The organism is Rhodococcus sp. KRD162 (assembly GCF_017168335.1).
In the GTDB taxonomy this organism is placed as follows: Bacteria; Actinomycetota; Actinomycetes; order Mycobacteriales; family Mycobacteriaceae; genus Rhodococcoides.
Genome location: NZ_JABFAU010000009.1, coordinates 1 through 22,502 on the forward strand (window position 1 = coordinate 1; position 22,502 = coordinate 22,502).

General features: G+C 62.9%; 25 protein-coding genes and 2 pseudogenes. 15 read left to right on the plus strand and 12 right to left on the minus strand.

Going from position 1 to position 22,502, the window contains the following annotated elements; translation table 11 throughout:
• Window positions 1-348 precede the first annotated feature (348 nt).
• The 3 genes from J1M87_RS13485 (at window position 349) to J1M87_RS13495 (ending at window position 3,319) form a co-directional block, all read left to right on the plus strand.
• Entirely contained in the window at window positions 349-1,119 is a 771-nt protein-coding gene (locus tag J1M87_RS13485; RefSeq protein ID WP_032406388.1) for a ParA family protein, read from the plus strand.
• 440 nt (window positions 1,120-1,559) lie between these two features.
• The gene (locus J1M87_RS13490) at window positions 1,560-2,462 is read left to right on the plus strand and encodes a DUF2637 domain-containing protein (protein WP_206489970.1); all 903 of its coding nucleotides are present in this window, start codon (window positions 1,560-1,562) and stop codon (window positions 2,460-2,462) included.
• Between the two features lie 509 nt (window positions 2,463-2,971).
• The gene (locus J1M87_RS13495; protein ID WP_094642614.1) at window positions 2,972-3,319 is read left to right on the plus strand and encodes a hypothetical protein; all 348 of its coding nucleotides are present in this window, start codon (window positions 2,972-2,974) and stop codon (window positions 3,317-3,319) included.
• A 21-nt stretch (window positions 3,320-3,340) separates the two neighbouring features.
• Here J1M87_RS13495 and J1M87_RS13500 read toward each other — a convergent pair whose 3' ends face one another.
• From J1M87_RS13500 to J1M87_RS13510, 3 genes are all read right to left on the minus strand, one after another.
• Window positions 3,341-3,517: a hypothetical protein gene (locus J1M87_RS13500; protein ID WP_176458463.1), complete on the minus strand. Its 177-nt coding sequence runs from the start codon at window positions 3,515-3,517 to the stop codon at window positions 3,341-3,343.
• Between the two features lie 3 nt (window positions 3,518-3,520).
• Window positions 3,521-3,811, minus strand: a complete 291-nt coding sequence (locus tag J1M87_RS13505) for a hypothetical protein (protein ID WP_068051213.1) — start codon at window positions 3,809-3,811, stop codon at window positions 3,521-3,523.
• 154 nt (window positions 3,812-3,965) lie between these two features.
• Window positions 3,966-4,514: a recombinase family protein gene (locus J1M87_RS13510; RefSeq protein WP_032375677.1), complete on the minus strand. Its 549-nt coding sequence runs from the start codon at window positions 4,512-4,514 to the stop codon at window positions 3,966-3,968.
• Between the two features lie 283 nt (window positions 4,515-4,797).
• On the opposite strand from J1M87_RS13510, the pseudogene J1M87_RS13515 reads away from it, so the two are divergent.
• Together J1M87_RS13515 and J1M87_RS29290 are read left to right on the plus strand one after the other, a co-directional pair.
• Window positions 4,798-5,763: pseudogene (locus J1M87_RS13515) on the plus strand (N-acetylmuramoyl-L-alanine amidase); the annotation flags it as partial.
• An 11-nt stretch (window positions 5,764-5,774) separates the two neighbouring features.
• Window positions 5,775-6,833: a GTP-binding protein gene (locus tag J1M87_RS29290; RefSeq protein WP_206489972.1), complete on the plus strand. Its 1,059-nt coding sequence runs from the start codon at window positions 5,775-5,777 to the stop codon at window positions 6,831-6,833.
• A 3-nt stretch (window positions 6,834-6,836) separates the two neighbouring features.
• On the opposite strand, the gene J1M87_RS13525 is transcribed toward J1M87_RS29290, so the two are convergent.
• From J1M87_RS13525 to glp, 3 genes are read right to left on the minus strand one after another with little or no spacing between them, the layout of a single operon-like run.
• A complete protein-coding gene (locus tag J1M87_RS13525) occupies window positions 6,837-7,250 on the minus strand; it encodes a molybdenum cofactor biosynthesis protein MoaE (protein ID WP_206489973.1) in 414 nt (137 codons plus the stop codon).
• Window positions 7,243-8,262, minus strand: coding sequence for a bifunctional molybdenum cofactor biosynthesis protein MoaC/MoaB (moaCB, locus tag J1M87_RS13530; protein ID WP_206489974.1), 1,020 nt, complete (start codon window positions 8,260-8,262; stop codon window positions 7,243-7,245). The genes J1M87_RS13525 and moaCB overlap by 8 nt, the downstream gene beginning before the upstream one ends.
• On the minus strand, window positions 8,250-9,440 hold the full coding sequence (glp, locus tag J1M87_RS13535) for a gephyrin-like molybdotransferase Glp (RefSeq protein ID WP_307830808.1): 1,191 nt from the start codon (window positions 9,438-9,440) through the stop codon (window positions 8,250-8,252). Before glp ends, moaCB begins: the two co-directional genes overlap by 13 nt.
• A gap of 186 nt (window positions 9,441-9,626) precedes the next feature.
• On the opposite strand from glp, the gene moaA reads away from it, so the two are divergent.
• Both moaA and J1M87_RS13545 read left to right on the plus strand, forming a co-directional pair.
• The gene (gene moaA, locus J1M87_RS13540; RefSeq protein ID WP_206490020.1) at window positions 9,627-10,682 is read left to right on the plus strand and encodes a GTP 3',8-cyclase MoaA; all 1,056 of its coding nucleotides are present in this window, start codon (window positions 9,627-9,629) and stop codon (window positions 10,680-10,682) included.
• The gene (locus J1M87_RS13545) at window positions 10,675-10,959 is read left to right on the plus strand and encodes a MoaD/ThiS family protein (RefSeq protein WP_206489975.1); all 285 of its coding nucleotides are present in this window, start codon (window positions 10,675-10,677) and stop codon (window positions 10,957-10,959) included. Before moaA ends, J1M87_RS13545 begins: the two co-directional genes overlap by 8 nt.
• Before the next feature lie 32 nt (window positions 10,960-10,991).
• Here the strand turns inward: J1M87_RS13545 and nadE are convergent, their stop codons facing one another.
• Entirely contained in the window at window positions 10,992-11,837 is an 846-nt protein-coding gene (gene nadE / locus J1M87_RS13550) for an ammonia-dependent NAD(+) synthetase (protein ID WP_206489976.1), read from the minus strand.
• 60 nt (window positions 11,838-11,897) lie between these two features.
• On the opposite strand from nadE, the gene J1M87_RS13555 reads away from it, so the two are divergent.
• Window positions 11,898-12,686 (plus strand): fructosamine kinase family protein, encoded by a 789-nt coding sequence (locus J1M87_RS13555; protein ID WP_307830812.1) that lies wholly within the window; start codon window positions 11,898-11,900, stop codon window positions 12,684-12,686.
• A gap of 22 nt (window positions 12,687-12,708) precedes the next feature.
• On the opposite strand, the gene J1M87_RS13560 is transcribed toward J1M87_RS13555, so the two are convergent.
• On the minus strand, window positions 12,709-13,308 hold the full coding sequence (locus J1M87_RS13560) for a TetR/AcrR family transcriptional regulator (RefSeq protein WP_206489978.1): 600 nt from the start codon (window positions 13,306-13,308) through the stop codon (window positions 12,709-12,711).
• Window positions 13,309-13,412: 104 nt separating this feature from the next.
• Between J1M87_RS13560 and J1M87_RS13565 the strand changes: the two genes are divergently transcribed.
• From J1M87_RS13565 to nrdF, 7 genes and pseudogenes are all read left to right on the plus strand, one after another.
• Entirely contained in the window at window positions 13,413-13,979 is a 567-nt protein-coding gene (locus J1M87_RS13565; protein ID WP_206489979.1) for an NAD(P)H-dependent oxidoreductase, read from the plus strand.
• A gap of 43 nt (window positions 13,980-14,022) precedes the next feature.
• Window positions 14,023-14,145, plus strand: coding sequence for a type B 50S ribosomal protein L36 (ykgO, locus tag J1M87_RS13570; protein WP_206489980.1), 123 nt, complete (start codon window positions 14,023-14,025; stop codon window positions 14,143-14,145).
• A 407-nt stretch (window positions 14,146-14,552) separates the two neighbouring features.
• Window positions 14,553-14,786 carry a redoxin NrdH gene (locus J1M87_RS13575; RefSeq protein WP_206489981.1) on the plus strand — a complete coding sequence of 78 codons (234 nt, stop codon included), beginning with the start codon at window positions 14,553-14,555 and terminating at the stop codon, window positions 14,784-14,786.
• A gap of 20 nt (window positions 14,787-14,806) precedes the next feature.
• On the plus strand, window positions 14,807-15,268 hold the full coding sequence (gene nrdI / locus J1M87_RS13580) for a class Ib ribonucleoside-diphosphate reductase assembly flavoprotein NrdI (RefSeq protein ID WP_206489982.1): 462 nt from the start codon (window positions 14,807-14,809) through the stop codon (window positions 15,266-15,268).
• A gap of 29 nt (window positions 15,269-15,297) precedes the next feature.
• Window positions 15,298-17,460 (plus strand): class 1b ribonucleoside-diphosphate reductase subunit alpha, encoded by a 2,163-nt coding sequence (gene nrdE / locus J1M87_RS13585; RefSeq protein ID WP_206489983.1) that lies wholly within the window; start codon window positions 15,298-15,300, stop codon window positions 17,458-17,460.
• Between the two features lie 91 nt (window positions 17,461-17,551).
• Window positions 17,552-18,645: pseudogene (locus tag J1M87_RS13590) on the plus strand (type IV toxin-antitoxin system AbiEi family antitoxin domain-containing protein).
• 48 nt (window positions 18,646-18,693) lie between these two features.
• Window positions 18,694-19,659, plus strand: coding sequence for a class 1b ribonucleoside-diphosphate reductase subunit beta (gene nrdF, locus J1M87_RS13595; RefSeq protein ID WP_008717549.1), 966 nt, complete (start codon window positions 18,694-18,696; stop codon window positions 19,657-19,659).
• Window positions 19,660-19,683: 24 nt separating this feature from the next.
• Here nrdF and J1M87_RS13600 read toward each other — a convergent pair whose 3' ends face one another.
• The 4 genes from J1M87_RS13600 to J1M87_RS13615 form a co-directional block, all read right to left on the minus strand.
• Window positions 19,684-19,881 (minus strand): hypothetical protein, encoded by a 198-nt coding sequence (locus J1M87_RS13600; RefSeq protein WP_206489984.1) that lies wholly within the window; start codon window positions 19,879-19,881, stop codon window positions 19,684-19,686.
• Window positions 19,882-19,884: 3 nt separating this feature from the next.
• Window positions 19,885-20,802: an SPFH domain-containing protein gene (locus tag J1M87_RS13605; protein ID WP_206489985.1), complete on the minus strand. Its 918-nt coding sequence runs from the start codon at window positions 20,800-20,802 to the stop codon at window positions 19,885-19,887.
• Between the two features lie 95 nt (window positions 20,803-20,897).
• The gene (locus J1M87_RS13610; RefSeq protein ID WP_206489986.1) at window positions 20,898-21,371 is read right to left on the minus strand and encodes an NUDIX domain-containing protein; all 474 of its coding nucleotides are present in this window, start codon (window positions 21,369-21,371) and stop codon (window positions 20,898-20,900) included.
• 35 nt (window positions 21,372-21,406) lie between these two features.
• Complete coding sequence (locus J1M87_RS13615) at window positions 21,407-22,492, minus strand: iron-siderophore ABC transporter substrate-binding protein (protein WP_307830809.1); 1,086 nt, start codon at window positions 22,490-22,492, stop codon at window positions 21,407-21,409.
• Window positions 22,493-22,502: the final 10 nt, after the last annotated feature.

Consider the following 22,502-nt stretch of genomic DNA (forward strand, 5'->3'; position numbering starts at 1 on the left):
GCCGAAGTGCAAAGGAGGGTTCGCGTGTCAAGCCCTCGGTTGTTGTTCTAGTTGGTTTGGGCGTCCCCGACCCAATGACCAGGAACTTCGTGGTTGCGATGTTCATGCAAGCATTAATTAATTAATGCTTGCATGAACTAGTGCGTTCTGTCTTTAGGTCTTGCACTCACGCACGCAATCACGCACGCACGCAATCACGCACTCATGCACGCATGCGTTAAGTAGTTAGTTATCTAGTGAGTGACTGAACGCGTGAGTTAGATAACTAGTGAGTGAACGAACGCGTGAGTTAGATAACTAGTGAGTGAACGAACGCGTGAGTGAGTGAGTTAGTGCTAGCATGAGTTCATGAAGGTAATCATGGTGTATAGCGAGGCCGGGGGCGTCACGAAAACCACCACAGCTGTATCGCTGGCGATGGTTTCGGCGGCGGCTGGAAATTCCACCACCTTGATAGATCTGGACCCTAGAGGTGCTGCCACCAAGTGGGTCGGCAGTTATCCAGACGAATCCTGGAAGCATGTGGGAGCGATCCTTGCGGACTCGAATCCGGAGGGGTGGGCTGATGACCTGGCAATTCCCACCGAGTGGTCCGAACGTCTGCGAATTCTTCCTTCAGCGCGGTCCCTCTCGAATCGCGAAAAGGACTACGAAGACCATGCAGAGCTACGCCTCGCCGTGGCATTAGAGGGACACTCCTCGAATGTCGTAGTCATCGACTGCCCAAACCGGCAGGGTGGTCTTCTGACCCAGAACGCGCTGGCTGCTTCCACGCTTGTTGTCTATGCGGCCACGGCCAATCAAGACGGACTCGACGGGGTCGAGGGGGCGCGAGAGAGTGTCCAAAAGTTCCGAGCAAGCCGCGAGAAGATCGGGGCGACGGTCAACCTCCACGAAGCAGGGATTGTCGTCGGAGCTGTGAAGGACACGGTGATGACGAAGGTGTCCACCAAGGCGCTTGAGCTTCTACATGAAACAGGACTTCAGCTCAGCCCCATCATCCCGAACCGGACGATCGTTGACCAGTCGCGAATGACAGGGGAGTGGTACGGCAAGTTCGACAAGGGTTCCCCTGTGCTTGCCGCTTACCAGCAGGTATTTTCAAAAATCATTAATTAATGCATGCGTTCACGCATTCGTGAAAGGTAGCGACAGTGAGTAGCGAACCCGACCTGAGCATCCCACGCAGAGGGCCCCGTCCCGCCGCCGATGAAGCCGTTGACTCCGCTGAGGTCGCACGGGCAACGAAGATCCCGCCCCGACCGGTGGGGCGACCCCGCCGTCAGAGGGCCGAACCAGTCATTCAATTCTCGACGCGTTTGGGTATGAGCTACCGAGAAGCCATCGACTCGGTCATGGATGAAACCGGCGACACCATCCGCGAAATCATCGAGCACGCTCTCCTAGAGACCTACCCAGGCCACTTCAAGCAAAAGTCGTCGAAGCAGCGGTAAGACGGCGAGCTGAAACGCCCAGGCCTGACTACCACCTGCAGGGCCCCGGCAGTGCTGACACACCACCGGGGCCATCGGCCACAGACAACCAAGGAGCTGTGACCTATGAACCACCGTAACTCGCAAGCCGCCATCGAAGACCCTGGGAGCCCCTCTGAGGCACCTTCGGTCGAAATACACCCTGCTGTCATCGTGTGGGCGCTCGTAATCGGGCTTATAGTCGCTTTCGCGGTCACAGCATCAAGCTTCGCTCTCAGCTTCGTGACGCTTTATGACCTGGCAGCTATGGCAGGCGCGCGCGATTTGGCGTGGGTAATCCCCGTAGTGCTGGACGGCCCGATCCTCGCGGCCGGCATCTTCCGAATCGCGCTGTCTCAGCACTCCGACCGGCGAACCATCGTTGGTCGAAGATTCATTATCGCGGTCTTTGCCCTTACCGGCCTGGCCAGCATGGCGGGAAACGCGTACCACGCAGTGTTAACGGTGACAGATCTCGATGCCTCGGTTGCAGGGGCGATCGGAGCGCTTGCCCCCCTCATGGTGATGACGATGAGCGAGATGATCTCCATCGTCATCAGCGCGCCTCGGCTCCGCGCCTCGGGCCCACCCAACACCACCGCCCCCGATGTCGAGGTGCCGCCTAAGGCCGAGAGCGCGCAGACCAACGAAGCGACAGCCCAGCTCATCACTCTCTTCGACGAGCGTGGTGGCCTTGATGACGCTGTCTGGCTAACCGCCCACATGTATCAGAACCATCCAGACACTCAAGGCAACTTCGCCGCCGTCAGCAGGCACTTAGGCGTAACGGCTACGGCCGTGTCAAAGCGCTACGACAAGTGGGCGAGGCTGATGAATGCGGTGACCGCAGCGAAAGCAGCGGAAGCCGAAGCTCGAAACTCGGCGGACCGCAACCAGGATCGCCTCAAACGCGACGCGGCGGATGATCCTTTAGTTTCCAGCCCAAGTTCCGACACTGCGGCTCCCGAGTATGCGGAGGCGACACGGTGACACAGCAACGAGCCCATTAAGACCCCGCGGCGCTGTGATCACCGCGCGGACGCCGATGAGTTTACCGACCGCGGTTACGCCGGCGCATCGATCAAAAACATCATCGCCAACTCATTCATCGAGCGAGCAAAACCACTTTCGCAGGACTCGCCTCGTAGAGGCGAGTTTCGGTTGCGCTCACCAATCACCCCCGAGCGACCGATCTGAAGAGGCGTCGGGCCCGCTGTGACCGAAACCCGCGGCGCAGCAGCTTCCTGCGGGTTTGGGTGTGCGTTTTGACCATCGTCATAACGGACGATCGAGAACGGCCTTCCAGGGCCGAGTCTGTCAGTTTCAGAAGTAGGCTGCACGATTTGCTGGGGTTTTACCCGTGATTGCAGTTGTCTTCTGACATTCTGAGTGCAGAAGTGAACTGCACAATCGGCACCACAGGTCGGGGTGTTCAAGGCTGTGGTGGGGGTGGGCGGCCGATGTGCGGACGGGTCGATACGTCGACCAGAATCATCGGTATGACGGAAGAGCGGTCGGCAGAGACTTTTGTGGGGTTCGCGGTGCGCTGGGAACCCTATGGAGGTGCCGATGACGAAGACATCTTCGTGGCGTTCGGGATTTCGGGTGCGGAGTATCGGCGCCGGTTGTGGTGGGCCTTGAATCTGCCCAGTGGCCCAGACCTGGACGACGATGTCCGTGATCGACTCCGTGAGTACGCCATGCGTACCACGCGCCTACGCCGTCGTCGGGGCGGTAGCGAAGTTCGCGATGCACTCAGTGGCGTGTGGAAATGGGGTGATTCCTACGGTGATCGCGACGTGAATCGACTTCCCACCAGCGAGGGCGATCAACGCGAGGATCAGTAGTGTCGATGACGTTTGTCAGTGTCAGAAGTTGGCTGCACTTCGTGCTGACGCCGGGTGTTGGCCTGGGGAACCTTTGGTGCGGTTTCGCAGCGCCCGCGTGATGTCGATGATCGTCATGGCCAGCAGGACTGGTTTGGCAATGCTCAGTACGGCCGCGGACCCGATGACCGAGGCAACCAGAATTGAGTAGATGTCCACCGGTCAGGTCTTGTCGCTGATGTCGTTCGGTGTTGTCGGTGCTGTCGTCGACGGTTCGGATTTGTGGTGCTCGATGATGTCGGCGTCGTCGGCGAAGATCAGCGTTCCGTCTTCCGACGCGATGGCCCATCGATGGGGCATGGCCCAGTCTCGGCCGGCGGCGGGGACGGTCAGCAAGTAGTCGGCGAAGTCCTCGACTACGGTCCCGGTAGCGGTGCCGCCCTCTAGGCGTCGCACTTGGAGTGTGTCACCAATGGTGGGTGGTGTCGTTGTGATCTCTACCGGTTCGGTCATGACGGAATTGAAGCAGACGAATTCTCGTGGCTGATCATGCGTCCATCGATTTTCAAAGTCGTCGATGTGCCCGAGACCCCCACGGTGGCAGCTTCGGAAGTTGACTCGCATCGGCCCGGCGGGCCATGTGCGAGAAACGGCGATTGGCGGTGGGCTATTTCAAGTGCCGGTACAGCGTCGATCGCGACACTCCGAGCACTTCTCGGATGTCGGTGAGTGACATTCCGCCGGTGCGCATTCGCTTCGCTTGTTTGATTTGCGTCCCGGACATCGCCGGTGGTCGGCCACCGAGTCGCCCTTGGGCGCGTGCCACCGCCAGTCCGAGGTTGGTGCGTTCGCGGATGAGGTTGCGTTCGAATTCCGCCAACGCTCCGAAGATGGAGTAGATCAGCTTTCCGCCGGAGGTGGTCGTGTCGATCGCTTCGGTCAGCGAGCGGAATCCGACGCCATCGACGTCGAGCTGCTCGACCGTTTCGAGGAGATGGGGGAGTGATCGCCCGAGACGGTCGAGTCGCCACACGACCAACGTGTCGCCGCGCCGCAGATGCGAGAACAGATCCGACAGCTGCGGCCGAGACGTCGTCGCACCCGACGCAGTTTCCGTCCACACTCTCGAACACCCGGCAGCGCTCAAAGCTTCGCTCTGCGCGTCGGCGCTCTGATCGGTCGTCGACACCCTCGCGTAGCCCAGAAGTTCTCCCACAGGGTCGAGTGTGTCACAACTCGTCGTAGGGACACATTTCGGCGTGTCGGTTTTGAACATGAGTTCTGACACACACGCCCATCGTCCTTGCCGTGTCAAATCCAGGGCGTGTCTAAAACGAAGGTTAAAGACACGTAGTCATAAGTGAGCGCCTAGGTTCGGACGATCGGGCAGTCAAAGCACCAAAGGAGTAATCTAGCGTTTTCGCTAGATTACTTGAGAGGTGTCAAGTGCAGCGCACTTCTGAACTCGTGCACTCGTCTTCTGAAACTGACATAGTCCATCGGCCGCGGCCGGAAGCGAATTGTCCGGTAAGACCGTCTTTCTCGACCCCGGCCACCAAGGCACCGGGCATTCGGAGAATCTGCAGCGTCAGGTCGACGATGGCCGCGGCGGAACCAAAGACTGTCAGACCACGGGCATGACCACACTGGACGGCGTGCCCGAGCACACCATCAACTGGAAAGTCAGTGAACTGGTTCGATCCAGCCTGGAAAGTCTGGGTGCGACGGTGAAGACGAGCCGAGCGGACGACACCGGGTGGGGCGGATGCGTCGACGACAGAGCACGCGCTGCGAGCGAGTCCGGGGCCGATCTCGCCGTGAGCATCCACGCGGATTCCACGAGCACCACAACCGATACCGGTAAGCACGGATTTCATCTGATCGTTCCGACGCTACCGATTCCGAACGCGGCGGCCGATGCAGCCCAGTCCGGAGGTGGGCGCACGGCTTCGAAGCTGATGCGCGATTCGTACGTGCGTGCCGGATTCGATCCGGCCAACTACGCAGGCGTCGACGACGGAATTCAGGAGCGATCCGATGTCGCCGGCCCGGCGTTGACCACGGTGCCCCTCGTCTTCGTGGAAATGGGCAACGGATCGAACCCGGACGATGCGGCACTTCTGGAAAGCTCGGAAGGCCAGCTCGAGCACGCGATCGCGATATCGACCGGGATCATCGATTACCTGCTCGGTGCCGAGACGTCCGCTACGACGGCAGCGAGCCCGGCAGCTGCACCGGCCGGTACGACGAGCACCGACACCCCGGCACCGGCGACATCCTCGCCCACAGGAGCGGGGACTGCCGTCGAGGGCCGTAGTGCGTTGTCGCGATTGCTCGAGAGCGTCTCTCCGTACATCGACTCCTTCGGGGTCGACGGTTTGTCCTCGCTGGTGACCCAGGACAACGTCGCCAGTGTGTCGAACTTCGCGCAAGGCCTGCTGAAACAGATGCTCGCCGACCGGTAGGCTCGGACGCCGTGACGCGTCGACGAATCCCGGTGGTGATCATCGCGGGCTTCCTCGGCGCCGGGAAGACGACTCTGCTCAATCACCTGCTGCGCAACGACGCAGGGATTCGAATCGGCGTCGTGGTGAACGACTTCGGGGCCATCAACATTGATTCCATGCTGGTGGCAGGGCAGGTCGATTCGATGATCTCGCTCGGCAACGGATGCATCTGCTGCGCGGTCGATCTCGACGACATGGATGCGATGTTCGATGCGCTCGCACATCGGCGTTCGAGCATCGACGTGATCGTGGTGGAGGCAAGTGGGCTGGCCGAACCCCGCAACCTGATCCGAATGGTGCGCGGCAGCGAGAACGAGTTCATCGTCTACGGCGGGCTCGTCGTAGTGGTCGACGCCGTGGAGTTCCCGCAGACCCGTGTACTGCACCCCGAAATCGACCAGCACCTGCAGTTGGCCGACCTCGTGGTGTTGAACAAGTCCGATGCCGTCTCGGCATCCGAACGCTCCGACCTCGAGTTCACGGTGCGCGGCGTTGTAGGTGAGGTGCCCGTCGTACCGGTCGCCTTCGGTCGAGTGGACCCACTGTTGCTGTTCGACCGTCGTGAGGATCGTGCTGTCGAGTCGACGATCGCCGTGCAATTGTCGCTCGACGAGCTCCTCCGTCAGCAGCATTTCGAGCATGACGACGAACACGACGACTGCGACCACCACCTACACGCGCAGTACTCGCACACCGAGTTCGTCACCACCGATCCGATCGAACCGCGACGGTTGATCGAGTTCCTGGAGAATCCCTCGGGAAATCTCTACCGCATCAAAGGTGTCGTGTATTTCGCGATACCGGGCTACATGCAGAAATTCATCGTCCATACCGTGGGTCGCCACATTCGTCTCGAAGCGACGTCGTGGTCGAGGGGTGAGACCGAACAGACCTCGCTGGTGCTGATCGGTACCGAACTCGACACATCGGTAGTGGAGAAACGGCTGCGGGCCTGCGTGCGGGAACCGGCCGAGCGCTGCGATGCCTCGTCGATGCTCCCGGTCCATCGCTACCTCGACACGGCGTAGCTCCTACAGTCCGACCCACTCGGTACGTCCGCCCTCGAATCCCTGCCGCTTCCAGATCGGAACCTCGGCCTTGATGCGCTCGACCAGACGGGCGCAGGCCGCGAAGGCCTCGGCGCGGTGAGCCGAACCGACGGCAGCGACGAGGGCGAGATCGCCGACCCGCAGGTCGCCGACACGGTGTACCGCCGCCACGGTGAGACCGGTCTCGGCCGAGACCTCCGCGCAGCATCGGCTCAAGAAGCGCTCCGCGTCGGGGTGGGCGCGGTATTCGAGGGTCTCGACGGCGTGGCCCTCGTCGTGATCACGCACGATCCCGCTGAACAGCACAACCGCGCCGTGACGTGAATCCTGCACTGCCGCTTCTACTTCGGCGCTACTGAGTGGTTCACTGGAAATTCGTGCAACGAGCTCACTCATCGTGGGGTCCTCCTCCGGCGATCTGGGCCAACACATGGTCCAGCAATGGATCGAGTACGGCGAGACCGTCCTTGACGCCGCCGGGCGAACCCGGCAGATTGACGATCAGCGTGCGTCCGATCAGCCCCGACACACCCCGGCTGAGCACCGCGTGCGGCGTCGCAGATGTTCCGCGGGTCCGGATCGCGTCGGCGATTCCGGGCATGTCCGTATCGAGGAGCGCTGCCGTGGCCTCCGGCGTCGCGTCGGTCGGGGACACTCCGGTGCCTCCGGTACTGATGATCAACGACGGTTCCCCGCGTAGCGAGTCCTGCAGTCCGGCCGCGATATCGGCATCGGCATACACCAGCGGACCCCGCACGGTGAAGCCTCGATCGGTCAACCAGCCGGCGATCGCCGGGCCGGTGGTGTCCGGTCGTGTTCCCCGCGCGCCACCGGTGGAGGCCACCAACACCGTTGCCGATCGTGCCGACTCCGCCCTCGGTGCGGCCGACTCCGGAGGGAAGCCCTGCTCCTGATCGCGCTGCCAATGGCCGTGTTTGCCGCCGTCCTTGGTGATCAGCCGAACGCCGTTCATCGTTGCGGCAGGGTCGACTGCCTTGACCATGTCGTGCAAGGTCAGCCCGGCCACCGCCACGGCCGTCAGTGCCTCCATCTCCACTCCGGTGCGGCCGGTGGTGCGCGCTGTGGCCTCGACCGTGATGGTCGAGTCGGTGAACCCGAACGAGATCTTCACCGAGGAGAGCGCAAGCTGATGACACAGAGGAATCAGCTCCGAGGTTCGCTTCGCCGCCGAGATGCCCGCGATGCGCGCTGTGGCCAGGACATCGGCCTTGGGCATATCGTCTGCGCGCACGAGCGCGATGACCTCGGCGGTGGTGACGAACTCCCCGGCAGCGACGGCCGTTCGGGAGGTCTGCTTCTTGTGTGCCACATCGACCATGCGAGCGCGGCCCTGATCGTCGAGATGGGACAGGTGGGAGTGCGAGGCATCGGTGGTCACAGTGGCCATACTTCCACGTTGGATCCCGCCGCGAGTTCGGTTGTCTCGGAGTCGATGTCGATCAGAACATCAGCCCAGGCCAGTGCAGCGACCAAATGAGAGCCCGGGCCCGCCACGAGCTCGACCCGTCCGTCGTCGCGTAGCCTGCCGCGCAGCAACTGTCGTCTGCCCGGAGGGGACACGATCGCGTCGTGCAGCAGCGCCGTACCGGACGATATCGGAGGTAGGCCTGCGGCCCTGCGAACGATGTTGCGCGCGAACATGATGTACGAGACAACCGTGCTGACGGGGTTGCCGGGGAAGCTGAGGACAGGAACGCCGTCGAACATCGTCATGCCCTGCGGCCCGCCCGGTTGCATGCGGACCGAACCGAAGGTGCCGCCCAGTGGGCGCAGCACGTCCTTGACCACCTCGAAGTCGCCCATCGAGACTCCGCCGGAGGTGATGATCAGCTCCGCCGACTGTGTTGCCTCGTCGAGAACCTGTCGAAATCGGCTCGGATCGTCCGAGCTGCGCGCGACCATGACCACCTCGGCACCACTGGCTCGCAGATGCGCGGCCAGAGTGATGCCGTTCGAGTCGTAGATCTGGCCGGGGGTGAGCGTCGATCCGGCATCGACGAGTTCTGCACCGGTGGTCACCACAGCCACTCGCGGGCGTGAGCGGACGTCGACCTCGGCGTAGCCGACGGCCGCGAGCACCGAGATGTGCCGGGGTTCGAGCACTCGACTCGCCTCGACCAGCACTGTTCCGATGCGAACGTCGCTGCCCTGTTCGCGAACGAATTCACCTGGGGCGCGGCCTCGTTCGATCGTCACCGAGCCCTCGGTGGTCACCGTGGTGTCCTCGACGGGGACGATGGCGTCGGCTCCCTCGGGAATCGGTGCGCCGGTCATGATCTTCGCCGCGCTACCCGAGGCCAGCACGGCCGATGCCGCCGGCCCCGCCGCGATGACGGTCGAGACCGGGAGAGTCACCGGAGTCGTGCTCACCGAACGTGAATCGACTGCGTAGCCGTCCATCTGCGAATTGCGGAACAGGGGCAGATCGACCGGCGAACGCACGTCCTCGAAGCAGACTCGACCCAGTGCCTCGGCCAGCGGAATGCGCTGCGCAGGTCTGGTCGCCAGTGCCGCGAGCAGAGCCTCGACGGCCGCGGCGTGCTCCTCGACGGAAGTGGCGCTCACTGCGCAGGTCCGGTGATCGCGCAGGTGTGCTGAGCCGTCATGGGTGACCATCCTAAGCACGCCGATCAGACCGTCGAGTGTGGGCTGCGGCATACTGGGTAGACAGGTTCACGGCAGGCGTGATCGAGATCGACGAAGGCGAGGTACGAGGTGACGGTGGACAGTGTCACCTCGCTCGGAATCCCGGTGATCGGGGGAGCTGCGCGCGGCAGTTCGCCCGGGCAGGCGAATTCCGTGGAGGATCGACCGGACGTACCCCATCTGATCGACCGCTTCGGGCGCGTCGCACGAGATCTACGTATCTCCATCACCGAGAAGTGTTCGCTTCGCTGCACCTACTGCATGCCGGAGGAGGGCCTTCCGGCAATTCCTGCAGCGAATCTGCTCACCCCTGCCGAAATTGCCCGCGTGGTCTCGGTGTCGGTGCGTCTGCTGGGTATCCGCGACGTGCGTTTCACCGGAGGCGAGCCGCTCATGCGCCGCGACCTGGACGAGATCCTGCGGTTGTGCTCCGATGCGGCGGCAGGCGTGCCACTGTCGATGACCACCAATGCGGTCGGACTCGAGCATCGGGCGAGTTCACTGGCCGACGCCGGGTTGACCCGGATCAACGTCTCTCTGGATTCGGTCGACCGGGCGGATTTCGCGCGCTTGACCCGTCGAGACCGGTTGCCCTCCGTGCTCGCAGGCATCCGAGCAGCCAAGCGAGCAGGCATCGGGCCGGTGAAGGTGAACGCAGTTCTGATGCACGACACGTTGTCCGGGGCAGTCGACCTGTTGCGGTGGTGCCTCGACGAAGGGGTGGCGCTTCGCTTCATCGAGCAGATGCCGCTCGACGCGGATCACGAATGGGCCCGCAACAACATGATCGACGCCCAGACTCTGATCGACGAGTTGTCGATGGCGTTCGAGTTGCGCTCCGTGGGTCGCGCGGATCCGTCCGCGCCCGCCGAGGAGTGGAGCGTCGACGGTACGGACGCCACGGTCGGCATCATCGCGTCGGTGACGCGCTCATTCTGCGGGGACTGCGACCGAACGAGGGTCACCGCCGAAGGGACCATTCGGTCGTGCCTGTTCAGTGACGACGAGACCGATCTGCGCGCAGCACTTCGCGGCGGTGCCACCGATCACGAGTTGGCCGACGTGTGGCGCGGAGCGATGTGGAACAAGTGGGCGGGCCACGGCATCGACGCCGAGGGCTTCGTCCCGCCTGCGCGCAGTATGGGGGCAATCGGTGGGTGATCTGCAGTCGACGAGCGATGCCGTGCCGTCGACCCGTGTCGAGGTGCGCTATTTCGCCGCCGCGGTGGATGCCTCGGGCTGCGACTGCGAGTACATCACCGTGCCTTCCGGGGCAACTCTGAAGGATCTGCGGGACGAGATCCGATCGCGTCACGGTGCGCCGATGGAGCCGATCCTGCGAGTATCGGCGTATCTCGTCGGTGACGATCTCACCCGCGATCTCGATCGTGCGATCGGCAGCAGAGTGGATGTCCTGCCGCCGTTCGCAGGTGGCTGACCTGCGCTCGGTTCAGCCACCTGCCGCAGCGCTCAGCGGCCGGTCTTCCACCAATCGTCGAACGGCGTCACCGGTACCGCGCGCTTGTGACGGGTCGCCATGAACATCTTCTCCAGCTTCTCGGCCACCTCGTCGGCGACCTCTCTGCCTTCGAGGTAGTCGTCGATCTGCTCGTATGTCACACCGAGCGCCTCCTCGTCCGGTAGAGCCGGGCGATCGTCTTCGAGATCGGCGGTGGGGACCTTTCGCCACGTGCTCTCCGGTGCGCCGAGCTCGCGCAGCAGAGCGGCTCCTTGCCGCTTGCTCAAGCCCGTCAGCGGCGTCAGGTCGACGCCGCCGTCGCCGAATTTGGTGAAGAAGCCGGTGAGCGCCTCGGCGGCATGGTCGGTACCGACGACGACGTAGCCGAGCTCGCCTGCGATGGCGTACTGCGCAACCATTCGCTGCCGGGCCTTGACGTTCCCGCGCACGAAATCGCGCACCTCAGCGGTGCCCAACGCGTCTGCCGTTGCAGCTGCGGCGGCATCGGCCGCCTCCCTGATGTTCACGGTGACCGTCCGGTCCGGTTCGATGAACCGCAGTGCGATGGCCGCATCGTCCTCGTCGGCCTGCACGCCGTAGGGGAGTCGAACGGCAACGAACTCGGCCTCGTGACCGTCGGCCCGCAGCTCCGCTGCGGCCTGCTGACAGAGCTTGCCGGTGAGTGTGCTGTCCTGTCCGCCGCTGATCCCGAGCACATATCCGGAGGCCGGCGTCGACGTCAGATAGTCCTTGAGGAAATCCACCCGCCGGCGGACCTCCGTGACCGGGTCGATGGTCGACTGCACAGCCAGCTCCCGCATGATTCCGGTCCGCAGTTCCGAGTTGATGAGTCCCATCACGTCATCCTAATGACGGGTGCACGGGAGCCGCCCGCACCCGCGCCGTGCGTAGTGTCGGTGGTCGTGAGCGCACCCTCCGACATCTTCGTCAAACGTGACCCCGACGCGCATCCGGACTTCTTCGCGGCCGAGGCGACCGGGCTGCGCTGGCTCGGCGAGGCAGGTGCGCCGGTCGTGCGGGTGCTCGGGCTCGGACCGACGTACATCGAGCTCGAACGCCTGGTTGCGGCCCGACCCACGCGCTCCGCCGCCGAGAGATTCGGGCGAGAGCTGGCAGGCGTGCACGCTGCGGGAGCGCTCGGTTTCGGTGCCCCGCCGACAGGCTCCGACGGGGCACCGTTCACCGGGCGACTGTTCATCGGCTCCCGTCCCATGAGCAGCACGGTGCATCGCACGTGGGGAGCCTTCTACGCAGCAGAACGAGTCCTACCTTTTCTGCGCATCGCTGTCGATGCCGGGAGCGTCACTGCGGCGGAGGCGTCGACGGTCGAATCGGCCTGCGCACGGGTGGCAGCGGGGGAGTTCGACGATGGCGAACCGCCGAGTCGGCTGCACGGGGATCTGTGGAACGGCAATGTGTTCTGGACCGAGGCGGGCGTGGTGCTGATCGATCCGGCGGCCCACGGCGGGCATCGCGAGACCGATCTGGCGATGTTGGCCCTGTTCGGATGTCCGGGACTGGACGCGGTCATCGAGGGTTACCACGACGTTCGGTCACTGCGAGGCGGTTGGCGCGAGCGCATCCCACTGCATCAGCTTCACCCGCTCGCCGTTCACGCTGCCGGACACGGCCGTTCCTACGGTGAGGCGCTGCACGCTGCGGCCGTCGCAGTCGAGAGACTGTGAATCCGACTGTCGATCCGCGGGGCTAGCCGACGCGAGTTGCTCTGCGTACCAAGTCTTCCCAGCCGTCGGCCAGCCGCTCCTTGGTCATTCCGAGATCGCGGTATTGGTGCAACACCAACGTTGCTTCCAGTGGTGTGAGGAGCCAATGTGCGAGCAGCGGGATGTCTCCGTCCACGCCGGCGGCGCGGAGCAGCGAGACCACGTGCGTGAAGTTCACCATGTGCGCCGGCGCGGAGTATCGACCGTCGGCCGAAGTCTCGGCGGCGCGGAGTATTTCACCCTGGGTGCTGACGAATTCGAGCCGCGCCCGTCCGAAGGCGACGAGCCGGTCGACCGGATCGGCACCGGGGCCCAGTGGCGGGTCGCCGAACATGAAGGCGTGTTGCAACTTCTGCTCGGTGTGGTCGAGCAAGGCTCGCATCAGCCCGGCCCGGTTGCCGAAGCGGCGAAACACTGTGCCTTTGCCCACGCCGGCCCGGTGCGCCACCGCGTCCATGGTGATGGCGTCGGCCCCGATGGTCGCCACCAGATCCGTTGCGGCATCGAGCAGCAGGCGGCGGTTGCGTGCTGCGTCGCATCGCTCGGTGTCTTCACCCGCAATGGGCAGCATGGGGCGGGTCACAGTGATCAGCTTACCCCGGCGGGAACATAAATGGACCACAGTCCGTTTTCATGGTTAGAATCGATCAGACGATCACGTCATCCGAACTTTCGAAGGAAGGTCTCATGTCAGACGCTCAGGTACTCGTTCTCGTCGGCAGCTTGCGTGCCGAATCGATGAACAGGCAGATCGCCGAGACCGCCGTCACCGTGGCACCCTCCGGTGCCGAGGTCGTGGTGTACGACGGTCTGGGAGATGTCCCCTTCTACAACGAGGATGTCGACGTGGAGGGGGCCGTCCCCGCCGCCGCGCTCGATCTGCGCGCAGCGGCCGAGAAGGCGTCGGCCCTGCTGTTGGTCACGCCCGAATACAACGGCACCATTCCTGCCGTCTTGAAGAACGCCATCGACTGGCTCTCGCGTCCTTACGGTGCCGGCGCGATGGTCGGTAAGCCGGTCGTCGTCATCAGTGCATCGCCGAGTGGCAACGGGGCCAAGTGGGCACACGAGGACGCGAGCAAAGCGGTCCGTATCGCCGGTGGATCGGTGCTCGAGGACGTACAGCTCTCCATCGGCGGCACCGGCGACAAGTTCGGTTCGGCTCACCCGCGCGAGAACGCCGAGGTGTCCGGAGAAATCGGCCATGTGGTGGCCGAGTTGGTCAAGGCCTCGAATGAACTCGTCAACGCCTGACGCCTAAATGGTATCGGAAATCGTTTTCATGTAGTCTCGGCTCATGAAGGTGAGAAATTCTCTGAAATCGCTCAAGAACAAGCCCGGCGCGCAGGTGGTTCGTCGCCGCGGCACGATGTTCGTGATCAACAAGAAGGAGCCGCGGTTCAAGGCTCGGCAGCGCTGACGCGAACGTCATCGACGACGAGGGCCCCCGGATATGATCCGGGGGTCCTCGTCGTGCATGGTCGACCGCCGATGACGATCGTCACAATGTGCGTCGACTCTCGTTGTGATGGACAACACGCCTCGCCTGTGACGTACGACACGCCGAACTGACGCGATTTTTTCCCGTGAGCAACCCTGTGACCAGCGAATACCATGAATGTTGTTCGCAACATGTCGTGTTGTAGGCAGATGTCGGACACAAGGTGTAGTGTTTGTCCGACCGAGAGGCCACAACTCGAAGAGCCTGAGAATGCGGGTTCGAGCAGGTCGAAGTCGCCCTGAGCGGGGGATGTTCTCGGTGCCACACGCAGAGCACATCGGTCGCCATCGGTGCACCCGATGGCGACAAGGGAAAGAGGGACACCCATGAGCATCACCGTTTACACCAAGCCTGCCTGTGTTCAGTGCAATGCCACCTACCGCGCTCTCGACAAGGCGGGAATCGAGTACTCCGTCGTCGACATCTCCCAGGACCCCGAGGCCCGCGACTACGTCATGGCTCTCGGCTACCTACAGGCTCCCGTCGTCGTCGCCGGTGAGGATCACTGGTCCGGATTCCGCCCGGATCGCATCAAGGCCCTCGCCGTGAACGCCGCTTGAACAGAGCGAGAAAGTGAGCGGTGAGCGTGGAACCGCGATCCTCCAACTCACTGGTGTACTTCTCCAGCGCATCGGAGAACACGCATCGCTTCGTCTCGAAACTGGACATTCCTGCAACACGAATTCCGCTCCGTGATCCGGAAGGCACGTTCCGTGTCGATTCCCCCTACGTTCTCATCGTGCCGACGTACGGGGGAGGGGTCACCTACACCGGGCGCGACACCAACTACGTCCCCAAGCGCGTGATCAAGTTTCTCAACGACAAGCACAATCGGTCGTTGATTCGAGCGGTCATCGCTGCCGGAAACACCAACTTCGGTGATTCGTTCTGTTTCGCGGGAGATGTCATCTCGCAGAAATGTGCAGTCCCGTACCTGTACCGGTTCGAGTTGATGGGTACCCCGGAGGACGTTCTTCGGGTTCGCGAGGGACTCGAAGACTTCTGGGAGCGCGAGGTTCGTCGCGCCGCCCACACTCACTAGCCCACCACGCAACATTAGGAGCACTCGCCGTGGCACCGACCATCACCGACGCAGCACCAGCGCCCACCGTCCACGGCGGCGGCGACATGGATTACCACGCGCTCAATGCGATGCTCAACCTCTACGGCCCCAACGGCGAGATCCAGTTCGAGAAGGATCGCGAGGCTGCCAATCAGTACTTCCTGCAGCACGTCAACCAGAACACCGTGTTCTTCCACGATCTGGACGAGAAGCTCGACTACCTCGTCGAGGAGAACTACTACGAACCCGAGGTGCTGGATCAGTACTCGCGCGAGTTCGTCAAGTTCCTGATCAACCACGCGTACTCGAAGAAGTTTCGATTCCCCACCTTCCTCGGTGCGTTCAAGTACTACACCTCCTACACGCTCAAGACATTCGACGGCAAGCGTTACCTCGAGCGCTTCGAGGACCGTGTCTGCATGGTGGCCCTGACGCTCGCGGCCGGAGACGAGGCGCTGGCCACCGATCTCGTCGACGAGATCATCGCCGGCCGGTTCCAACCCGCGACGCCCACCTTCCTCAACTCCGGTAAGAAGCAGCGCGGCGAGCCCGTGTCCTGCTTCCTGCTGCGTATCGAGGACAACATGGAGTCCATCGGTCGGTCGATCAACTCCGCGCTGCAGCTGTCCAAGCGCGGCGGCGGAGTTGCACTGTTGCTGAGCAACATTCGCGAATCCGGGGCTCCGATCAAGCGCATCGAGAACCAGTCCTCGGGTGTCATCCCGATCATGAAGTTGCTCGAGGATTCGTTCTCGTACGCCAACCAGCTCGGTGCCCGTCAGGGTGCGGGCGCGGTGTACCTGCACGCGCACCACCCCGACGTCTACAAGTTCCTCGACACCAAGCGTGAGAACGCGGACGAGAAGATCCGCATCAAGACGCTCTCGCTCGGGATCGTCATCCCGGACATCACGTTCGAGCTGGCCAAGAAGAACGAGGACATGTACCTGTTCTCGCCGTACGACGTCGAGCGCATCTACGGCGTGCCGTTCGCAGACATCAACGTCTCCGAGAAGTACTACGAGATGGTCGACGACAAGCGGATCCGCAAGACCAAAATCAAGTCGCGCGAGTTCTTCCAGACTCTGGCCGAACTGCAATTCGAGTCCGGCTACCCGTACATCATGTACGAGGACACCGTCAATCGCGCGAACCCGGTGAAGGGCAAGATCACTCACTCGAACCTGTGCTCGGAGATCCTTCAGGTCTCGACGCCGTCGACGTTCAACGACGACCTCTCGTACAGCCATGTCGGCAAGGACATCTCGTGCAACCTGGGCTCGCTCAACATCGCCAAAACGATGGACTCGCCCGATTTCGGTAAGACCATCGCGGTGGCCATCCGTGGTCTGACTGCGGTCTCGGATCAGACCCACATCTTCTCTGTGCCGTCGATCGAGCAGGGCAACAACGATTCTCACGCGATCGGCCTGGGGCAGATGAACCTGCACGGCTACCTCGCGCGCGAGCGTATTCACTACGGATCGACCGAGGGCATCGACTTCACGAACATCTACTTCTACACCGTCGTGTTCCACGCGATCCAGGCATCGAACCAGCTGGCGAAGGCGCGCGGGCAGTACTTCAAGGGCTTCCCCGACTCCAAGTACGCATCGGGTGAGTTCTTCGACAAGTACATCGATCAGGTCTGGGAGCCGGCAACACCCAAGGTGGCCAAGCTGTTCGCCGATTCCGGCGTCGCCATCCCGACACAGGCCGACTGGACTGCGTTGAAGGCCTCGGTGCAAGAGCACGGCATCTACAACCAGAACCTGCAGGCCGTGCCGCCGACGGGTTCGATCTCGTACATCAACAACTCCACCTCGTCGATCCACCCGGTGGCGTCGAAGATCGAGATTCGCAAGGAAGGCAAGATCGGCCGCGTCTACTACCCGGCACCGTATCTCGACAACGACAACCTGGACTACTACCAGGACGCATACGAGATCGGTTACGAGAAGATCATCGACACCTACGCTGCTGCAACGCAACACGTCGATCAGGGTCTGTCGTTGACCCTGTTCTTCAAGGACACCGCCACCACTCGCGACATCAACCGCGCGCAGATCTACGCATGGCGCAAGGGCATCAAGACGCTGTACTACATCCGTCTGCGGCAGATGGCCCTCGAGGGCACCGAGGTCGAGGGCTGCGTGTCCTGCATGCTCTAGCGCTCTGCCGTCGTGCGCCTTTTGCGTACCTGGAGGTACGCAAAAGGCGCACGACGAAAGATGTCGTACCCACTTGGCACGATGACCGGCCATGGACGATGGTCGGGGGGACGGTCGAGAACTACAGGTTCTGATCGATACGCAATGGGGACTGTTCACGCAGTCGCAGGTCACAGCCTTGGGTTACAGTCGAAACAGGGTTCGCCGACTGGTGAACAGCGGGGCGTGGATCACTGTGCTCAGAGGCGTCTACTCCATCTTCACCGGTCCGCTGACTCGCGAGCGGGTCCTGATGGCAGCACTTCTGTACGGAGGTGGGCATGCGATGCTGAGCCATCGATCCGCGGCCGAGGAGTGGGGATTTCGGCCGCCCGAACCCACCGCTGCGGTCCATGTGACCGTCCCGTACGGAAAGTCCGCCCGCAACCAGCGTTCCACGGCGCGCAAAGACCCCACCGTCGGGACCAGGCTGGTAGCGGGCGTCGGATCGTCTCTCCATCCTGGAGTGGTCGTCCACAGATCCCGCGCGCACCGGCACATCGGCGTCGAGGGTGAGATGCCGCGGACGACGTTGGTGGACACCGCAATCGACCTTGCGGTGTCCGAGTCGACACCCGAGCAGGCAGTCGCGAGCCTGGTGTCGTCGGTGACCGATCGCAGCATCCGCTTGACCGATGTGCGGGAGCAGATCGCTCTCCGACGGCCATACCGTACTGCACGGCGCTCGGCAAGGCCATCGACCTGCTCGCGAACGGAGTTCAGTCGATTCTCGAACTCGAATACGCAACCAACGTCGAAGCGGCTCACGGGCTTCCGGCTGCCGAGCGACAGAGTCTGGTTCAGGTCGACGGACGCACACTGTACGAGGATGTGGTGTACCGGGTCGGAACTCGCACCGTGACGGTGCGTCTGGACGGGCGTCGCTTCCATTCGATGCGCGAGGTCGCGTTTCGAGATCGGCGACGGGACAATGCCGCGGAACTCGCAGGCCGGGCGCGGCTGGTGTTCGGCTACGAGGAAGTCAGCCGAGATCGGTGTGGCGTGGCGAGAGATGTCGCACAGGTTCTGCGGCGCGAGGGTTGGGGCGGTGTCCCCACGTCGTGCGCCTTTTGCGCACCTACAGGTACGCAAAAGGCGCACGACACAGATCTTGTGTTGGCTATTGATGTCGGACACAAGCGGTAGTGTTCAGGCAGGCCAGTATTCGGCAGATTTCTTCGGTAGATAGGACACATGGTGAAGCTCATCGATCGCGTCTCCGCAATCAACTGGAATCGGGTCCAGGACGACAAGGACTCCGAAGTCTGGGAGCGGCTCACCAGTAATTTCTGGTTGCCGGAGAAGGTGCCGGTGTCCAACGACATTCCGTCCTGGGCCACGTTGACCGCCGTCGAGAAGCAACTCACCATGCGGGTGTTCACCGGCTTGACGCTGCTGGACACGATCCAGGGCACCGTCGGCGCGGTCAGTCTGATTCCGGACGCCATCACGCCCCACGAAGAAGCGGTGTACACCAACATCGCCTTCATGGAGTCGGTGCACGCCAAGAGTTACAGCTCCATCTTCTCCACCCTCAGCTCCACCCGCGACATCGACGACGCGTTCCGCTGGTCCGAGGAGAACGTCAATCTCCAGCGCAAAGCCGAGATCGTCCTGAACTTCTACCACGGGGACGATCCGCTCAAGCGCAAGGTCGCGTCCACGCTGCTCGAGTCCTTCCTTTTCTACTCCGGCTTCTATCTGCCGATGTACTGGTCTTCGCGCGCGAAGCTCACCAACACTGCGGACCTGATCCGCCTGATCATCCGCGACGAGGCGGTACACGGGTACTACATCGGCTACAAGTACCAGAAGGGCCTCGAGAAGGTCAGCGAGGCGCAGCGCGAAGAGCTCAAGAACTACACGTTCGAGTTGCTGTTCGAGTTGTACGACAACGAGGTGGAGTACACCCAGGACCTCTACGACGAGATCGGGCTGACCGAGGACGTCAAGAAGTTCCTGCGGTACAACGCCAACAAGGCGCTCAACAACCTCGGCTACGAGGGCCTGTTCCCCAAGGACGAAACGGATGTGAATCCGGCGATTCTGTCGGCACTGTCGCCGAACGCCGACGAGAACCACGACTTCTTCTCCGGTTCGGGCTCCTCGTACGTCATCGGTAAGGCGGTCAACACCGAGGACGAGGACTGGGATTTCTGACGGCCCCCGGGCACACCGGGACGCTCACGAATTCGGTGGACGTCCCGGTGCGCGAATATCCTTCGCCTCTTTCGGCATTCGACCCTGCTCGCTCAGTGCCCGGCGCAACAAGAACTCGATCTGAGCGTTGGTGCTCCGTAGTTCGTCCGACGCCCATCGAGCAAGGGCGTCGTGCACAGCCGGATCCAGCCGGAGCAGAATCTTCTTACGCTCGGCAACCATGGCTCACTGGTACAGCGATCCGGTATTGATGACCGGCTGGGTGTCGTTGTCGCTGCACAACACGACCAGCAGATTCGACACCATCGTGGCCTTGCGTTCCTCGTCGAGCTCGACGAACTGCTTTTCCTCGAGCTTCGACAATGCCATCTCCACCATTCCGACAGCGCCTTCGACAATCTGCTGACGCGCCGCGATCACCGCTCCCGCTTGTTGGCGTCGTAGCATCGCCTGAGCAATTTCCGGGGCATAGGCGAGGCGGTTGATTCGGGTTTCGATGACCTCGACGCCTGCCGAGCGCACCCGGGCGTGCACTTCCTGCGACATGGCAGCGGTGATCTCGTCGGCGTTCTCCCGCAACGACATCCGTCCTTCGGCGTCGTAGGGATAGCTGCCTGCGATGTGGCGGACCGCCGACTCGGTCTGTACGGCCACGAACTCCTCGTAGTCATCGACCTGAAACGAGGCCAGAGCGGTATCGGCGACCTGCCAGACGACGATGGCCGAAATCTCGATCGGATTGCCCTCGGCGTCGTTGACCTTGGATTGCCCGGTCTCGTGGTTGCGAATTCGCGTCGAGATGGCCCTGCGGTAGGTCAACGGATTGGTCCAGCGCAATCCCGGAGTGCGCAAGGTACCGCTGTACGAGCTTCCGAGCAGTTGCAGAACCCGAGCTTGGTTCGGTTGCACCAGCGTCAATCCCATGAGTGCAGGAATCGAGAGCACGAACAGCACGATTCCGCCGACGACGAGTCCGACGATCGAGAACACGAGTCCGAGCGCGAACGCGGCGATTCCGCCGAGAAACAGCACCAAGCCGACGCCGAGCATCGACCAGCCGGGCAGATCCCATCCGGTGCGTTCGGCGATGGTGGTCGTTGGAGTACCCGTCGGCTCCTCGGCGACGGTTACGGGTGTGGACATGGGGACCTCCTAGTCGATGATGATATTAAAGTGATATCACATTTTGTCGATCGAGGGAGCCCGAGGAACGGTCAACTCGGCGTGAGTGGGTGAGGTCAGCGGCGGAACCACGCCGCAGGATCGTCGGCGACGGCTTTCTCGATCCGCAATTTCGAGGTCGCGGTGAGATTGTCCGGCAGCGCGTCGAGTGCGAACCAGGCCACGTCGAGGTTCTCGTCGTCGGCGACGTGCGGGACGCCTGCGACATATCGGGCGAGGAACGTGATGTCGAGATACTGCGCGACATCGCCGTTGGGATAGGTGATCGGCTCGGTCACATCGACGCTCGTCAACCGAACGATCGTGGCCTCGACCCCGGTCTCTTCGCCGATCTCTCGCAGCGCGGCGGGCGCGGGTTCCTCGCCCGGCTCCAGGATTCCGGAGACCACGGCCCAGGTGTTGTTGTCCGCCCGCAGCGTCAGCAGTACACGTCGGTCGTCATCGAGAACGACCGCACTGACGCCGGAGAGCCACAGGGGAGAGGTGCCGACGACGCTGCGCAGCGCTTGCACGAATTCTGGGATGGGCACGGCGACGGAACCTCGCGTTCAGGAGACGTAGGCGTTCAGGAGACGTACGCGTTCAGGGAAGCGGACAGATCGGCCAGGATGGCTCGTGCTGCGACGACACCGCTACCAGACCACACCGTGTCGTTCACCGCGAACACTCGCCCGTCGGTGACCGAGCCGAGATCGTGCCAGGCGTCGCTGTTCATCACCTCGCGACCGAAACTCTCGCCGTCCGGACCGGAGAACCGAACGTAGACGATGTCGCCCTCGGCCGGCGCGAGGTCATCGGAATCGATCGAGAAGTCCGGGCCGCGCTGACTTTGCGGTCTCGCGACCCCCACCTCTGCCAGAACCTGACCCGCGAACGAGTCCGGCCCGTCCACCTCGATGGAGTCTGCGCCGAATCGGATGACCGACGCCTGGGTCTGAGTGGCGTCGATCTCGCGACCGACTCGCTCGGCATCGGCGGAGAACGAGGCGAGCGCGTCGAATCCGGACTGCCCTCTACCCAGCGCCGCCGCCGACTGCAGGAAGGTGTCCTTCCAGTTCTGTCCGGTGGCGGTGAAGACGGTCGGTGCGATGGCGCTCAGGGAGTCGTAGGTATCTGGTCCGAGAGAATCCGATCCCAGGATCAGATCGGGATCGAGAGCGGCGATGGCATCGATATCCGGTGCGCCGACCGGACCGACCGACGGCACGGACGCCAAACCGGTTCCCAAGTACAGCGGTTGATCTCCGTCGCCGCGGAAATAAGGATCGAGCGTCGCCGCGCCGACGACGCGTTCCCAGATTCCGACCGCGCAGCTCGCGTCCAGGCCTGCAGCGTCGAGTACGACGATGCGTCGAGGGTCGGCCGGGATGACGCTGATTCCCTCGGCGTGGCCTACGGGTCGGGTGTCTCCCTCGACGCCGGTCCGATCGAGTGGGGCGAGGGCGGGGCACAGCCCGACGGTGTCTCGGTTGTTCCCGACCACTCCGGCACCGGCGATGTTGGTCGTGGTGCGGATGATGCTCGATGCGTCGTCGCCGGACTCGGAGTCCGAACAACCTGCCAGTGCCACAGCTGCGGCAACGCACACTGCGGCGACAGCGCCGATTCTGCGCGGTGCGCACGAACGGGGGTGGCGCGGATGGAATGGCACAGCGGGACTT

What these genes read in the sequence shown, in the direction of transcription:
- J1M87_RS13605 (WP_206489985.1), bottom strand. Translation starts at nt 20,802, where the DNA reads ATGTCCACACCCGTAACCGTCGCCGAGGAGCCGACGGGTACTCCAACG.
- ykgO (WP_206489980.1), top strand. Translation starts at nt 14,023, where the DNA reads ATGAAGGTGAGAAATTCTCTGAAATCGCTCAAGAACAAGCCCGGCGCG.
- J1M87_RS13505 (WP_068051213.1), bottom strand. Translation starts at nt 3,811, where the DNA reads ATGACCGAACCGGTAGAGATCACAACGACACCACCCACCATTGGTGAC.
- J1M87_RS13490 (WP_206489970.1), top strand. Translation starts at nt 1,560, where the DNA reads ATGAACCACCGTAACTCGCAAGCCGCCATCGAAGACCCTGGGAGCCCC.
- moaCB (WP_206489974.1), bottom strand. Translation starts at nt 8,262, where the DNA reads ATGGCCACTGTGACCACCGATGCCTCGCACTCCCACCTGTCCCATCTC.
- J1M87_RS13565 (WP_206489979.1), top strand. Translation starts at nt 13,413, where the DNA reads ATGTCAGACGCTCAGGTACTCGTTCTCGTCGGCAGCTTGCGTGCCGAA.
- nrdF (WP_008717549.1), top strand. Translation starts at nt 18,694, where the DNA reads ATGGTGAAGCTCATCGATCGCGTCTCCGCAATCAACTGGAATCGGGTC.
- nadE (WP_206489976.1), bottom strand. Translation starts at nt 11,837, where the DNA reads ATGGGACTCATCAACTCGGAACTGCGGACCGGAATCATGCGGGAGCTG.
- J1M87_RS13495 (WP_094642614.1), top strand. Translation starts at nt 2,972, where the DNA reads ATGACGGAAGAGCGGTCGGCAGAGACTTTTGTGGGGTTCGCGGTGCGC.
- J1M87_RS13600 (WP_206489984.1), bottom strand. Translation starts at nt 19,881, where the DNA reads ATGGTTGCCGAGCGTAAGAAGATTCTGCTCCGGCTGGATCCGGCTGTG.
- J1M87_RS13525 (WP_206489973.1), bottom strand. Translation starts at nt 7,250, where the DNA reads ATGAGTGAGCTCGTTGCACGAATTTCCAGTGAACCACTCAGTAGCGCC.
- J1M87_RS13575 (WP_206489981.1), top strand. Translation starts at nt 14,553, where the DNA reads ATGAGCATCACCGTTTACACCAAGCCTGCCTGTGTTCAGTGCAATGCC.
- J1M87_RS13485 (WP_032406388.1), top strand. Translation starts at nt 349, where the DNA reads ATGAAGGTAATCATGGTGTATAGCGAGGCCGGGGGCGTCACGAAAACC.